The organism is Luteibacter sp. SG786, from assembly GCF_011759605.1.
GTDB lineage: Bacteria > Pseudomonadota > Gammaproteobacteria > Xanthomonadales > Rhodanobacteraceae > Luteibacter.
On the sequence record NZ_JAAOYX010000001.1, the window covers coordinates 1,031,221 to 1,044,737 of the forward strand.

9 protein-coding genes are annotated in these 13,517 nt (G+C 65.7%); 7 read left to right on the forward strand and 2 right to left on the reverse strand.

Translation table 11 applies throughout. The annotated features are described in order from the left end of the window. The first annotated feature begins 38 nt into the window (after positions 1-38). A complete protein-coding gene (locus FHS47_RS04725) occupies positions 39-806 on the forward strand; it encodes a hypothetical protein (protein WP_167023620.1) in 768 nt (255 codons plus the stop codon). A 37-nt stretch (positions 807-843) separates the two neighbouring features. On the opposite strand, the gene FHS47_RS04730 is transcribed toward FHS47_RS04725, so the two are convergent. Then, complete coding sequence (locus tag FHS47_RS04730; protein WP_208381796.1) at positions 844-2,766, reverse strand: glycoside hydrolase family 76 protein; 1,923 nt, start codon at positions 2,764-2,766, stop codon at positions 844-846. 264 nt (positions 2,767-3,030) lie between these two features. Between FHS47_RS04730 and FHS47_RS04735 the strand changes: the two genes are divergently transcribed. The 3 genes from FHS47_RS04735 to FHS47_RS04745 all read left to right on the forward strand — a co-directional run bounded on the left by FHS47_RS04735 (position 3,031) and on the right by FHS47_RS04745 (position 7,444). After that, on the forward strand, positions 3,031-3,906 hold the full coding sequence (locus FHS47_RS04735; RefSeq protein WP_167023623.1) for an AraC family transcriptional regulator: 876 nt from the start codon (positions 3,031-3,033) through the stop codon (positions 3,904-3,906). 364 nt (positions 3,907-4,270) lie between these two features. Beyond that, positions 4,271-6,763 (forward strand): protease pro-enzyme activation domain-containing protein, encoded by a 2,493-nt coding sequence (locus FHS47_RS04740; RefSeq protein WP_167023627.1) that lies wholly within the window; start codon positions 4,271-4,273, stop codon positions 6,761-6,763. A gap of 105 nt (positions 6,764-6,868) precedes the next feature. After that, positions 6,869-7,444, forward strand: a complete 576-nt coding sequence (locus tag FHS47_RS04745) for a 2'-5' RNA ligase family protein (RefSeq protein ID WP_167023630.1) — start codon at positions 6,869-6,871, stop codon at positions 7,442-7,444. Here FHS47_RS04745 and FHS47_RS04750 read toward each other — a convergent pair. Further along, on the reverse strand, positions 7,389-8,027 hold the full coding sequence (locus tag FHS47_RS04750; protein WP_167023633.1) for a GIY-YIG nuclease family protein: 639 nt from the start codon (positions 8,025-8,027) through the stop codon (positions 7,389-7,391). The two genes, FHS47_RS04745 and FHS47_RS04750, sit on opposite strands and share 56 nt — an antisense overlap. A gap of 360 nt (positions 8,028-8,387) precedes the next feature. Between FHS47_RS04750 and rimP the strand changes: the two genes are divergently transcribed. From rimP to infB, 3 genes are all read left to right on the forward strand, one after another. After that, positions 8,388-8,903 carry a ribosome maturation factor RimP gene (gene rimP / locus FHS47_RS04755; protein ID WP_167023636.1) on the forward strand — a complete coding sequence of 172 codons (516 nt, stop codon included), beginning with the start codon at positions 8,388-8,390 and terminating at the stop codon, positions 8,901-8,903. A 42-nt stretch (positions 8,904-8,945) separates the two neighbouring features. Then, positions 8,946-10,460 carry a transcription termination factor NusA gene (gene nusA / locus FHS47_RS04760; RefSeq protein ID WP_167023639.1) on the forward strand — a complete coding sequence of 505 codons (1,515 nt, stop codon included), beginning with the start codon at positions 8,946-8,948 and terminating at the stop codon, positions 10,458-10,460. 133 nt (positions 10,461-10,593) lie between these two features. Next, the gene (infB, locus tag FHS47_RS04765) at positions 10,594-13,455 is read left to right on the forward strand and encodes a translation initiation factor IF-2 (RefSeq protein ID WP_167023642.1); all 2,862 of its coding nucleotides are present in this window, start codon (positions 10,594-10,596) and stop codon (positions 13,453-13,455) included. Positions 13,456-13,517: the final 62 nt, after the last annotated feature.

A 13,517-nucleotide genomic window follows, 5' to 3' on the forward strand; every position in this document is an offset into this window, starting at 1 on the left:
GGCGACCGACCGCATGGCGCGGGGCAAGGGAGTGTGGAATGAAGGCAGGGTGGATCGTCCTCGTGCTGGTGTTGACGCTGGGTCTGGTGGGCTGCAATCAGGATGCGATGATTGCGAAGTTCACGCCGCATCCCGAAGCGGAGCTGGCGAAACAGGCGGTCGACGACTGGCGTGGTGGGCGTCTCGCCGCACTTCGTGGGTTGTTTGATCCTGTGTTGCAGGACAAGGCCACGGATGCACAGCTTTCCGAATGGGCTGCCGGGTTCCCGAAAGGTGAACCGCGCTCGGTGAAGGTCGTGGGTGCGAACACGCACATCTGGAGCGGCGAGCGGCGCTACGACTTGACCTACGAATACGAGTTCGAGGGAAAGTGGCTGGTGGCGAACGTCGTGCTGCGGAAGCACGGTGACAATCAGGCCAGGATCGTCGGCCTCCACGCTCAGTTGTTCGACCGGTCGCTGGAACAGATGAATGCCTTTACCTTTCGCGGCAAGGGCGGCCTTCACTTCCTGATGCTGTTTCTCGCCGTCATGTCGCCATTGGTCAGTATTGCGGCATGTGTCACCTGCATCCGTACTCCGATTCGCCGGCGCAAGGTGCTCTGGGCCTTGTTCACGCTGGTCGGCGTGACGACCGTGCACCTCAACTGGACAACCGGACAGCTGAATTTTGTGCCGGTGTCGTTCCAGATATTCGGGGCCTCGGCCTTCGCGCCGGCCTATGGACCATGGACGCTCGGAGTGTCCTTGCCCCTCGGCGCGATCATCTTCTTTTTCCGTCGCAAAGCGCTGATGGCTCGCGAATGAGCCCCGTCCTCGCTTGGCGAGGACGGGGCGAGACACCTCACTGCACGATGTTCGCCGTGACGTGATACACGCGGCCGCCCCAACCGTCGTTGGGGAAGCTGTCGGAGACCTTCAGGTATACCGGCTTGGAGCCGTCGGCACCGCTTCCCAGGTAGGGTGTCAGATCGATGGTGCGATCGGCCTTGTTCGATCCGTCGGTGATCGGGCGGTCTTCCTTCAGCACGGTCGTCCAGTTCGTGTTGTCGGAGCTGACCTGCACCACGAACTCGGCGTCGATGGTCAGGGTGACCTGTGCCGAGGTGGTATCGGCCGGGAAGGGAAAGCGATAGGTGAAGTGCGCGTTGCCGTCGGCGAAGCGATTCTGCACGCCGTTGCTCTGCGAGTGGTCGGGGTCGAACAGCCATGGCAATTCGCCGGCCGTGCCCGTGTCGAAGTCGACCGAGTGCGCCACCAGCACGTCTGCCTGCGCAGTGAAGCGCAAGCCTGCCGCAAAGGCGTTCGCGGTCACCGTGTGGTGTCCATCGGTGGCGGCACTGGGTACGGTGATCCGCATCGGCACGCTGCGATAGACCGGCGCGGCGTTGCCGTGCGGCCGAAGGGTAACGAGGGTAGCGCGCGGCGAGGCGCTCCATCCCGCCGGTGCATCGGTGGAGACGAGCGTCACGAGCGGCAGGTATCCGGAGGCCGACAGGCCGAGTTCGCCGGGAATGGTCGCGTTGCCGGAGGCGGACGGCATGATCACCGGCTGCGCCGGGGACAGCGTGGCGGCCAGCGATGCGAACGGCGTGGGTAGCGGCACGTCGCCGATGAGCGCGCTCAACGCGCTGGCCTGCGTGCGCCAGTCGAAGACGTTGGGATGGTCGTCGTTCGTGGCGCCGGCCCAGCGGGTGCCGAGGCGGTTCGCGGCATCCCTGTCCTGGTTCCATACGGTTTCGGCTTGTCGCTCGAGGAAATCCGCGTAGCGCCGATCGTGCGTGGTATCGACGAGGTCGGTCCAGTAGCGCGTGAAGATGCCCTTGAACTGCTTGGCGTTGTCATCGCAGGTCTGGTCGGTGGCGTCACAGGCTTCGGTCAGCGTGCCGTCGGTTACCAGGCCGCCGGGGCCGATCGAAGCGTCCGCGAGGCGTTTGACCGTGGCGAGAATCGCGGGATCCTTCGTGGCGCGCCACAGCTCGAGGCCGCCGCCGATGGCAAGCCCCTGGTTGTAGGTCCACACGTTCTGGCCGTTGTTGGTGCAGGCGTTGGTCAGGCCGTCGTTGACGAGGCCGTCGGCATTGATCATGCCGCTGCCCTGGAACCACTGCCACGCCGTGCGGGAGCGGCTCAGCCAGAGCGTGTCGCCGGGGATCCGGTTATGCAGCTCCGCGGTGAGGCGGATCCACAAACCGTTGGTGATGGCGTTCTTGTAGGTGCGCTCGGCATCCCACCACACGCCACCGCCACAGGTGCTGGTATCCCAGTAGCCGTACACGTAGTTGGCGATGGTCACCGCCATGTCGAGGTACTTCGGGTCGTGGGTCAGGTCGTACGCCTGCAGCCAGGTCAGGCCCCACCATTCGGAATCGTCGATGGCCCGGCTGGTGAAATTGCCGAGCAGCGGATCGCCCGAAAGCACGCCCGCGGGGAAGACGCCCTTGTCTTTCTCGAAGGTGTTGTCCAACTGGCCGAGGTAGCGACGATCCCCCGTGCGCTGCATGTAGTCGCCGATGGTCTGTAGTGCCACGGCCGAGTTCCACCAACTGGATGGGAACCAGGCCTTGTCCGGATCATAGGAGCCCATGAGGACGTCGGCGGCCACGCGGGCTCGGGCAACGGCCGTGGGGCCGTCGTTGTGCGGGTTGGCGACGGAGGGCGCCTCCGCAGCTCCCGTCAGCGGTGCCGCCAGGAGGACGAAGCCGGTCACTGCAAGCAGTGTCTTGAGTCGTACGCGTAGTCCGGAAAACTCGATCTTCGGTTTCACGATGCGAGGTGCTCCTCAGGGCCCACGAAGAGAGAGCCTCGGCTCTCTGGCAGTGCGGCCGGACCGTGGGCGGTGATCCGGCACGAAAACTGCTTGCGTGGGAAATTTAGACGTCTAAATACCTGAGCTTCCCCTGCAACCCGTGGAGTGTTGCAGAGGAACGGCACAAATAGTGAGAACCCGGTCAACCCCGGGCCCCCGGAGGCGCCGAGGTCCGCAAGATCGGTCATGCGCGGCACGCCGACCGCCCGGTACGCTGTACCCATGAACGATCCAGCCAACGAACGATTCCGCCGTGTACTCGATCACGTGGACAGCCATCTGGACGGCGACCTGTCGCTGGATGTGCTTGCGCGGATAGCAGCCTACTCACCACACCATTTCCACCGGCGTTTCTCGGCGCTTACCGGAATGCCTGTACATCGCTACGTGCAGCTGTCGCGCTTCAAGCGTGCGGCGTGGCAGGCCGCCTTTCGTCCGGAGGTGTCGCTGACCGATGCCGCTCTGGACGCAGGTTACGAGAGCCCGGAAGCGTTCTCGCGCGCATTCCGGCTGCGGCTTGGCCAATCGCCCGCGGCGTTCCGCGAGGCGCCGGACTGGCGCGTCTGGGCTACCGCATGGCGTGAACTCGATGAAGTAAGGAGATTCCATATGCTCACGCGCTTTCGCCTCGACGATGTGCGCATCGTCGATTTTCCCGACACGCCGGTTGCCTGCCTTTCGCACGTGGGCCCGCCGGAGCGCGTCGGGGAGAGCATTCGCCGTTTCATCGCCTGGCGTCGGGCCAACCACCTTCCTCCCGTCAGGCACGCCACCTGGAACGTTCTCCACGACGACCCGGAAACGACGCCGCCCGAGCGCTATCGCCTCGATCTGTGCGTGTCCTGCGAGTCGGTGGCTCCTAACGACGCGGGCGTCACGGCCGCGTGCCTCCCCGGCGGTCGCTGCGCCATGTTGCGCCATGAAGGATCGGACGCCCTGCTGGGCGACGCCATCCGCTTCCTTTACGGCGAGTGGCTGACGGAAAGCGGCGAGGAGCCGGGCGATGCGCCACTGTTCCTCCGCCGTGTGGCGTTCTTTCCGGATGTGCCGGAACACGAGGCGGTGGTCGATATCTACCTGCCGCTAAAGTCCCACTGACGTGGGGTCGCAACCTGCGTCGCAGTAACTTGCGAATGGTTCAGCGCTGACGGAAAGCCCACTGCGCCGCGGGCGATCGGGTGCCGATTCTGCGCTGTCATAATTTGCGTGTCGTGTCACGGACTTGGATTTCTTCCTCGCGTTCTCCGCTTTTCCGAAAGCCTTGCGAAAGCTCGCCTTGCCATTGCTCGAAGCACAGGGGGAGCAAGTGGCGGAAAGGGTGGGGTGACGCAATTTCCTGCGATACGCGGAGCGGCCGGCAGCCATGCCGGTCGGGGAAGGGTGCCGCTCGATCCAGAACGCCTGCAGTGTCAGGGCTTCCGCCTTGGCGGAAGCAATCTACGGGCTAATGGAAGGATCACTCATGAAGATCGATGCTTTTGCTTCTGGGATCTCGCGCAAGACGGTACTGACGGTGGCCATCGCGCTGGCGATGTCCACCCTTTCCGCGCATGCGGAAGACAGTTGGGTGTCAACGCGCACCCAGGCCGCGATGCTACCCGTCGCGGGTACGCAGACGCTGGCCGCGTCGTCCACCACCGGTACGCCGGTGGCTTCGGGTTACGCGTTGAACATGACGGGCTCGCCGCGAATCGACGGAGTCGCCGTCACTGCGATGCCGGCGGACAAGCCGCTGCACGTGGCCGTCAGCCTCAAGCTGCGCCATCCCGATGAACTGGCGTCCTTCCTCTCGGCGGTCACCACCCCAGGCAACAAGCTCTACGGCAAGTTCCTCACGCCGGAGGAGTTCAAGGCACGCTTCGCGCCGACCCAGGCGCAGGTGGATGCGGTGGTGACACACCTGAAGCAGGCCGGCTTCGGCAACATCGACGTGGCGCCGAACAACCTGCTGATCTCGGCGGACGGCAACGTCGGCGCCGCCGCGAACGGCTTCCATACGTCGATCAAGCGGTTCACCGCGAACGGCCGCGAATTCTTCGCGAACGATACGCCGGCCCTCGTGCCCGCCGCGCTGGGCGACTCCGTGCAGTCCATCCTCGGCCTGCAGAACGTGTCGGTGAAGCGTCCGCTCAATCACGTGTACAAGCCTGCGGACGTGACCGTTCCCGGGCCGAGCATGAGCACGCAGGCGGCCGCAGCCGTCGCCGCCCATCATCCCCAGGACTTCGCCGCCATCTACGGCGGCAGCAACGTGCCGACCGCGAGCGGAACCACGGTCGGCATCATCACCTGGGGCTCGATCACGCAGACGGTGACGGACCTCAACAGCTTTACCGCGAGCGCCGGCCTGCCGACGGTCAGTTCGACGATCACGAAAGTGGGCAGCGGCACCTTCGCCAACGATCCCGATTCGAACGGCGAGTGGTCGCTCGACAGCCAGGACATCGTGGGTATCGCCGGTGCGGTGCAGCGCCTGATCTTCTACACCTCGGCCAACGGAGACTCCAGTTCCAGCGGCATCACGAACGCCGGCATCACCGCCACCTTCAACCGCGCGGTCACCGACAATCAGGCGAAGCTGATCAACGTCTCGCTCGGCGAAGACGAGACGGCTGCGGAGCAGTCGGGCACACAGGCGGCGGACGATGCGATCTTCCAGCAGGCGGTCGCGCAGGGACAGACCTTCTCGGTGGCGGCCGGTGACGCGGGCGTGTACCAGTGGTCCTCCGACCCGGTGTCGGGTTCGCCGGGCTATGTGGCCAATTCCGCCGGTACGGTGAAGATCGACCTCACGCATTACTCGGTCAGCGAGCCGGCGAGTTCGCCCTACGTGGTTCAGGTGGGCGGCACCACGCTGTCCACCAGCGGCACCTCGTGGACGGGCGAAACCGTGTGGAACGAAGGCCTCTCGGCCATTGCGCCGAGCCAGGGCGACAACAACCAGCGTCTGTGGGCCACCGGCGGCGGCACCAGCCTGTACGAAACCGCGCCTTCGTGGCAGTCGTCGGTGACCAGTTCGACGAAGCGTGTGGGTCCGGACGTGTCGTTCGATGCCGCGTCGTCGTCGGGTGCGCTCATCGTCGTCAACGGGCAGACGGAGCAGGTGGGCGGAACCAGCCTGGCGTCGCCGTTGTTCGTCGGCGCCTTCGCGCGCATCGAGTCGGCGGCCAACAATGCCATCGGCTTCCCCGCGTCGAAGTTCTACCAGGCGTTCCCCAGCCAGACGTCGCTGCTGCACGACGTGACCTCCGGCAACAACGGTTATCAGGGGCATGGCTACACCGCGTCCACCGGTTTCGATGAAGCCACTGGCTTCGGCAGCTTCAACATCGGCGCCCTCAATACCTACGCGCAGGCGAACTGGGTAAGCGGGGGCGGCGGCGGGAATACGCCGCCCGTGGCCAATTTCAGCTTCACCACCAGTGGCCTCACCGCCACCTTCACCGACAGTTCCTCGGACAGCGATGGCAGCATCGCGTCGCGTTCCTGGAACTTCGGCGACGGCTCCACGTCCACCGCCACGAACCCGAGCCACACCTACGCGTCCGCCGGCACCTATTCGGTGAGCGAGACGGTGACGGACAACGGCGGCTCCAGCAATACGAAGACCTCGTCCGTAACGGTGGGTTCGTCCGGCGGCGGCAACGTGTTGCAGAACGGCGTGGCGGTCACCGGTCTCTCGGCGGCCAAGAACGGGAAACTGAACTACACCGTGGTGGTGCCGTCCGGTGCGACGAACCTGAAGATCGCCATCTCGGGCGGCACCGGCGATGCCGACCTGTATGTCAAGTTCGGTTCCGCTCCAACGACCTCGTCGTACGACTGCCGCCCGTATGTCACGGGTAACACGGAAAGCTGCACGTCCGCGTCGCCCACCCCGGGCACCTACTACGTGATGCTCAACGCGTACGCGGCGTTCTCGGGCGTGACGTTGAAGGCAACCTGGACGAACTGAGCCTGAAGGGAAGCGACGGGCGCCGGTCCTGAAGGGCCGGCGTCCGTGTCCGCAGGAGCCACTTTTTTTCAGCCAGATGCGGCGGCGAGGTATAAGCTGTCGGGCATGAGCCGCACGTTGCTGGCACTCATGGTTCCGGAGGCCGAGCCCCTCATCGGCGACCTTCGCGCGCGCCTCGATCCCGCCGCGAAGCTGGGCCTCGCTGCCCACATCACCCTGGTCTATCCGTTCCTCGACAGCGAGCGCATCACGCCGGCGGTCGAGGAAAGGCTGCGCACGGTGGCCGCGGCCCGCCAGCCATTGGCATTCCGTCTGGACGCGGTGCGCATGTTTCCCTCCACGGTTTGGCTGGCGCCGTCGCCGTCTGCCGCCATCGGGGCACTGGCCGCCGCGTTGCAGCTGGCGTTCCCGGAACGCCCCCGCCGGGATCGCGAGTTTCCGGAATACATTCCCCATGTTTCCGTGGCCCGGGAGGTACGCCGCGATCGCGAGGCCATCGCGGCGGCCCTCGAAGAACGCCTGCATGCGAATGGCCCCGTCGCCTGCGTCGCGGAGCAGGTGCATGTGATGGAGCGCGCGCCGGACGGTTGGAAAACACGACGGGTCGTGCCGCTGGGCGGTACCCCTACCGATCCTGGGGAAACAAGCGGCGGTGCTCGCCGTGGTCGAACCATTCGCTGACCGACGAAGGCACGAAGGCCCGCACGTCGATGCCGGCGGCCTCGAACATGGCCCAGGTGTCGAGCAGGGCGCGGCGGAGCGTGGTTGCGCCCGGGTCGTCCGGGGCGTTGGCGCGGGCCCAGTCGAGGGTGTCGACGATCCTCAGCGCCCAGTCGTGCAGGAGGTCGGCACGGGCCAGGAGGTGCTCTCGCAGCCACGGCCTCAGCCCGTCGTGGAGATATAGTCCCTCATCCGCCGCGATGCGTCTCAGCGTGTCGGAGACAGCCAGGTGCGCGCCGCGATACCATTCCGTGTGGCCTCCCGCCGTGGCACGCACCGCCAGCGGCGCCATGGCGCGGTGTTCCCGAAAGCCCTCGATCAGCGTCCGCTCTATCCTGCGCGCCGCGGCCACCCGCTCGGCGTCCACCAGCAGGCCCCGGTCCAGGTCGAAGAACCCGAAGAACCGGCGGTGCAGGGTGGAAAACCGGGTAAAAGGATCGCGGGAGAAGCCCAGTTTCAGCAGGTCTTCGTCCCGGCAGGGCATGACATAGACAAAAGCCCGGCCGCGGGTGGCGAATCGGGGGTAGGGCGCGTCTTCTGTCATGGGGCCAGTATCGCTACCCCGCGTCTCAGGTTCGTGGACGCCGCGGCGGTCTTCTCATCCGCGTCCTGCGAAACCTTGCGTGAACCTGTAAAAATCGATAGAATCCGTGAATCTTAAGCGGTGTTCGCGACGGCCGAGGCCTCCCGCCCATATCGCTTCAGGAACTTTCTTTTTACAAGAAAGCCTCCTCGTGAGGCTTTTTTGTTGGGCGCATGGAGGCGCCTTGCGACACTCTGTGAGCGCCGTCAAGGCATCGCGTATGGGCGCTGGAGGAAAGTGTCGGGATACATCGGCGACGTAAAGGAATGGGCCGTTCGCGCCCTTTTTTTGTTTCTGGCGACCGGAAAAACCGCAGGCAACGTGGATACCAACGCACTTTCACAGCGATTCTCCGACATCGTGGCCGACCTCGGCCTCGAAGTGCTGGGGATCGAGTTCCTCCCGTCCGGCGGGCAGAGCACCCTTCGCGTCTACCTCGACGTGTCCGGTGGCGAGCGCGAGGTCACGGTCGACGACTGCGAGGCCGCAAGCCGCGAGTTTTCGGCCTACCTCGACGTTGAAGATCCGATCCCCGGCAACTATGTACTGGAAGTCTCCTCTCCCGGTATCGACCGCCCCCTGTTCACGGCGGCGCAATTCGCGCGCGTGAGCGGTCAGGAGGTCAAGGTGCTGCTGAAGGCCCCCATCGAGGGTCGCCGGCGCCTCAAGGGCAACGTCGTTGAAGTAAACGGCGAGCACATTGTGGTCGAGGGCGAGGCCGGCAGATTCGAATTCGAGCATGCGGACGTCGAAAGCGCCCGCGTGGTTCCCGACTGGGTGGCCCTCGGCTATGCGCCGCAGCCGAAGCCCACGCCGGGCGGCAAGAAATCCAAATAACGCAACGACGGGATGCGGGGCATCCTTACGGGAGTAGCGGCAATGAGCAAAGAACTTTTGCTGGTAGTCGACGCGGTCGCCAACGAAAAGGGCGTGCCGCGCGAAGTCATTTTTGAAGCCATGGAAGCGGCGTTGGCCTCGGCCGCCAAGAAGCGCTACCCCGACGAGGATCCGGACATCCGGGTCGAGATCGACCGCAATTCCGGCGATTACGAAACGTTCCGTCGCTGGGAAATCATCGCGGACGACGGCGAAATGGAGGACCCGTCCTTCCAGATCCGCCTGATGGACGCGCAGGACGAAGCGGGCGAGGGCGAAGTGGCGGAGGTCGGTGGCTGGATCGAGCACCAGATCGAAAACGCCGAATTCGGCCGCATCGCCGCCCAGGCCGCGAAGCAGGTCATCGTCCAGCGCGTGCGCGAGGCCGAGCGCCAGCAGGTGGTCGACGCCTTCCGCGACCGCGTGGGCGAGCTGGTCACCGGTATCGTGAAGCGCGTGGAGCGCGGCAACGTGTACCTCGACCTGGGCAGCAACGCCGAGGCGTTCATTCCGCGCGACAAGACCATTCCCCGCGAATCGGCTCGCGTGGGCGACCGCGTACGTGGCTACCTTTACGAGGTCAAGTCGGAAATTCGCGGTCCGCAGCTGTTCGTTTCGCGCAGCGCGCCGGAATTCATGATCGAACTGTTCAAGCTCGAAGTGCCGGAAGTCGGCCAGGGCCTGGTGGAAATCAAGGGCTGCGCCCGCGATCCGGGCGACCGCGCCAAGATCGCCGTGGTGGCCCACGACAGCCGCACCGATCCCATCGGCGCGTGCATCGGCATGCGCGGTTCGCGCGTGCAGGCGGTGTCGAACGAGCTCAACGGCGAGCGCGTCGACATCATCCTGTGGCACGAGAACCAGGCCCAGTACGTCATCAATGCGATGGCGCCCGCCGAGGTGCAGTCGATCATCATGGATGAGGAAAAGCACTCGATGGACATCGCGGTGGCCGAGGACAAGCTGTCCCAGGCCATCGGCCGCGGCGGCCAGAACGTGCGCCTCGCCAGCAAGCTCACCGGCTGGCAGCTCAACGTGATGACGCAGGACCAGGTCACCGCGAAGTCGGAAGCGGAGCAGCAGGCCGCGCTTACCCTGTTCATGGAACGGCTGGAAGTCGACCAGGAAATCGCCAGCATTCTGGTCCAGGAAGGTTTCTCCTCCGTCGAGGAAATCGCATACGTGCCCAGCGCCGAGCTGCTGGCTATCGAAGGCTTCGACGAGGACATCGTCGAGGAACTTCGCGCCCGCGCCCGCGACGCACTGCTTACCGAGGCCTTGGCGGTCGAGGAAGGCATCGACGAAAACGGCCCTTCCGCCGAGTTGCTCGAGCTGGAAGGCATGGACGAACCCACCGCCTTCGCGCTCGCCGAGCGTAACGTGAAGACGCTCGACGACCTGGGCGACCTGGCCGTCGACGAACTGATCGATATTGAAGGCATGACCGAGGAACGCGCATCGCAGCTGATCATGGCTGCGCGCGCTCCGATGATCGCCCGATTGGAGAAGGGCGGCTAAGCGCGAGTCCGGAAGCGCCCTGGAGGGGCGCCCCGAGGGAGGCCGCGAGGCTTCCCCCCATGGATGGAGGCAGCCGTACGGGTCATCGACGGCACGTAAGGTTACGCGCGGGAACGGCGGAGAATAAAGAACGATGTCGGACGTCACTATCAAACAACTGGCCCAGGTCCTGGAGATGCCAGTCGAGAAGCTCCTCGGGCAGCTCGACCAGGCCGGGATGAAATTCAACAATGCGGATCAGGTCATCAGCAGCACCGAAAAGGTGAAGCTGCTCGGTTTCCTGCGTCGCACGCACGGCAAGAACGAGCCCGCGCCCGAAGCGGACGACTCGGCCCCGCGCCAGATCACCCTGAAGCGCCGCACCGTCGGCGAGCTGAAGGTGAATACGGGCAGCGGCCGTGGCGCCGGTCCGGCCAAGACGGTGAACGTCGAGGTTCGGGCGAAGCGCACGTACGTGAAGCGCAGCGCGATCGCCGAAGAGGCATCGCACGACACCGAGCGTGAGGAAGCCGCGCGCAAGCTCGCCGAATCGCAGGCGCAGCGCGAGCACGAGGAAGCCCAGCGCCGCGAGGAGGCCGAGCGCCGTCGCGAGGCAGAGGAAGCCCGTCAGCTCGCCGAAGCCGAAGCCCGTCGCCAGGAAGAGGCCGCCGCCGAGGCGCGCCGCCAGGCGGAAGAGGCCGCGGCCGAGCGCGCTCGCGCCGAGCAAACCCGTGCCGAAGCCCCGGCCGCCGAAGCCCAGCCGGAAGCCCCGGCCGCGGCGGGCGACGACGGTGTCGGCCATCAGACGGCGAAGCTCGATAACCGCTCGCTCGGCATGATCCTTCCGCGCATCCACGAGCCGCGGAAGCGCGAACGCGTCGTGTCCAAGCCTGCTCCGGCGCCCGCGCCTGCCCCGGCTCCGGCCCCGGCACCCGTGGCGTCCACGCCGGCGGCGCGTCCGGCCGCTGCATCGGGTGGTGCCCGTCCGGCCCCGGCATCCGCTCCGTCCACGAACGACGCCCGCGGTGCGGCGCGTCCGAAGCATGGCGGTGGTGCTGGCGGCGGCCGTAATGGCGATCGCGAGCCGGGCGGCAAGCGTTTTGCCGCCGGCGAACTGCACCTGTCGGATGCCGACCGCGCGCGCCGCTCCAGCGGCAACCGTCGCGGAGGCGGCAAGGTCAAGGGCCGTTCCGAGGCCCCGCGCGGCGCCACGTCGTCGGGTCCGCACGGCTTCACGCGTCCCACCGCCGCGGTGGTGCGCGACGTGGTGATCGGCGACAACAACCTCGTTACCGAGCTGGCCCAGAAGATGGCCGTGAAGGGCGCCGAGGTGGTGAAGGCCCTGTTCAAGATGGGCGTCATGGCCACGATCAACCAGACGATCGACCACGACACCGCCGCGCTGGTGGTCGAGGAACTGGGCCACAACCCGGTTCGCGCCACCGACAACGACGCGGAGGCCGCGCTGGCCACGCACACCCAGAACGTGGAACTGGAGGGCGAGAAGATCCAGCGTCCGCCGGTCGTCACGATCATGGGCCACGTCGACCACGGCAAGACCTCGCTGCTCGACTACATCCGCCGTACCAAGGTCGCCTCGGGCGAAGCGGGCGGCATCACGCAGCACATCGGCGCCTACCACGTCGAAACCAGCCGCGGTGTCATCACCTTCCTCGACACCCCGGGCCATGCCGCGTTCACGTCGATGCGTGCCCGCGGCGCCCAGTCCACCGATATCGTGGTGCTGGTGGTCGCGGCCGACGACGGCGTCATGCCCCAGACCATCGAGGCGGTGAAGCATGCGCGCGCCGCGAAGGTGCCGCTGATCGTCGCCGTCAACAAGATGGACAAGTCCGACGCCAATCCGGACAACGTGAAGCAGGGCCTCGCCAACCTCGAGGTCATTCCCGAAGACTGGGGTGGCGACACGCAGTTCGTGCCCGTGTCCGCGAAGACGGGCGACGGCGTGGACGCGCTGCTCGACGCCATCTCGATCCAGGCGGAAGTGATGGAACTCAAGGCGGTGGCCGACGGCCGCGCCTCGGGTGTCGTCATCGAATCCAGCCTCGATCGCGGTCGCGGTCCGGTGGCCACGGTGCTGGTGCAGCAGGGCACGCTGAAGAAGGGCGACTTCGTCGTCTGCGGCGTGGAATACGGCCGCATGCGCGCGCTCGTGGACGAAACCGGCAAGCAGGTGAACGAGGCGGGTCCGTCCATTCCGGTGCAGGTGCTGGGTCTGTCCGGCGTGCCGGAATCGGGTGACGACTTCGTGGCCGTCGAGGACGAGCGCCTTGCTCGCCAGGTGGCGGCGGAGCGTCAGCAGAAGCGTCGCGAGAACCGTCTCGTCAGCAAGTCCAACCGTCTGGAAGACATCATGGCCCAGATGGGCCAGGGCGAAGGTCAGCAGACCCTTAACATCCTGGTGAAGGCCGATGTGCAGGGTTCGGTGGAGGCGCTGCGCGACTCGCTCACCCAGATCGGCAACGACCTGGTGAAGGTGAACGTGATCTCGTCCGGCGTGGGCGGCATCACCGAATCGGAAGCAACGCTGGCGGCGGCCTCGAAGGCGCTGATCATCGGCTTCAACGTCCGTGCCGATGCCTCGGCGCGCAAGGTCATCGACACGAACGGTCTCGACGTCCGTTACTTCTCGATCATCTACGACGTCATCGATCAGGTGAAGCAGGCGGCATCCGGCCTCCTCGGCATGGAGATCCGCGAGGAGATCATCGGTATCGCGCAGGTGCGCGATGTCTTCCGCTCGTCGAAGTTCGGCGCGGTGGCGGGCTGTATGGTCACCGAGGGCGTGGTCAAGCGCTCCAAGCCGATCCGCGTGCTCCGCGACAACGTGGTGGTGTTCCAGGGCGAACTGGAATCGCTGCGCCGCTTCAAGGAACTCGTGGATGAAGTGCGCAACGGCATGGAATGCGGTATCGCCGTGAAGCAGTACAACGACGTGAAGGTCGGCGACCAGATCGAGTGCTTCGAGCGCATCGAAGTGGCAAGAACTCTGTAAACCGTGAACCGTGAACAGTGAGCAGTGAGCAGTGAACAGTGAACAGTGAACAGTGAACCGTA